At 36.4% G+C, this 1206-nt stretch carries 2 protein-coding genes; one reads left to right on the top strand and one right to left on the bottom strand.

Translation table 11 applies throughout. The features are described from left to right. Window positions 1-367: 367 nt before the first annotated feature. Window positions 368-586, bottom strand: coding sequence for a hypothetical protein (locus ARSQ2_RS08540; RefSeq protein ID WP_181995035.1), 219 nt, complete (start codon window positions 584-586; stop codon window positions 368-370). Between the two features lie 233 nt (window positions 587-819). Between ARSQ2_RS08540 and ARSQ2_RS08535 the strand changes: the two genes are divergently transcribed. Then, entirely contained in the window at window positions 820-1059 is a 240-nt protein-coding gene (locus tag ARSQ2_RS08535) for an IS630 transposase-related protein (RefSeq protein ID WP_181995034.1), read from the top strand. Window positions 1060-1206: the final 147 nt, after the last annotated feature.

Raw genomic sequence — 1206 nt, 5'->3', positions numbered from 1 at the left:
CACAGATATTTTGTTCGCACTCAATATGGTATAATCAAAATTAAGTCGCTTAGCTATATATTAACTCTGGTCATTGAATCGAAAATTAATAATAACAGCCAAAATGGCTGTTATTATTAATTTTTACTTTTATGTAATAAACTAAATCGCTTTGACCAGTAAGGTAAATATTTACTGATTTTATTAGAAAAAGAAACGTAGGCCGTTCTCAACCAAAAGCCAATTATCTTTTTCGTAAGCGTGATTTTTACTATGAACATGGTTATAGGCCATCTCCATATATAAAAGTAATTGCGAACTTTTTATTACTGCAAAGTCTTTATCTACCCCTCACGTATAAGTCTGCTTTGTATAGTCAAAGGTTTTTTTATGGCCCGATCTTAGTCCATAACCAGCATATAAGCCTGTCTGGGATTGAGGCCAGTACCACTTTGCTTGTAATGCCATAAATGTGAGCCGCCCAATCCCCGGTAACTGCAGTAGGCGATAGTTTTTGTCCTGCAACCACAACATTAGTTGATTGTAATCGACCATAATCAACCCCGATTGAAGCGGTTTTATCAGGAAAAACATATTTGACACCCAATGCAAACATATTGTCTTGCGGTTTTTTCCTGTCTAGTTTTTTTTCGCCTATCGCTTCTGCCCAACCAGTAGCCAGTTCGAAACCTAAAGCGTTCTGATAAAAAATCTCAATGAATATGCATGAATAATGTCACCGAAATCACGTTCAACACTGCCTTCTCCAGGTCTAGAATAACTGCCTGCTAGCGTAACGCCTTTATAGCTAAGCGACTTAATTTTGATGACATTATTTATATGAGCTATTCAATTGATTTTAGACGTAAAGTGATATTTACGATGGCAGAAGAAGGGTTGAGTATCCGAGAAAGAGCGAAGCAATTTCGGATTGGTTCTGCATCTGTATCGCGTTGGATTAATCAAATAGAGCCAAAAGCATCGACTACGCGGCAGCGAAAAATCGATAAATCCGAGTTGATAAAAAATGTTGAACAATATCCAGATGCTTACCAAAAAGAGCGTGCAGAGCGTTATTGATGCTTTAGGTGCAGAAATAAATACTTAATGTAATTTTCTTGTTAATGCACTAAAATCACTCGAAATGGCGATTTTTAATCGCCAATTTAATTTTATCGACTAGGTAATTCCCCCTTCTAGGCTGAATGATAAATAAACTCATATCAC

The sequence above is a fragment of the Arsenophonus endosymbiont of Bemisia tabaci Q2 genome, assembly GCF_902713415.1.
Taxonomy (GTDB): Bacteria; Pseudomonadota; Gammaproteobacteria; order Enterobacterales; family Enterobacteriaceae; genus Arsenophonus.
This window is presented reverse-complemented; position numbering and strand designations above follow the sequence as displayed.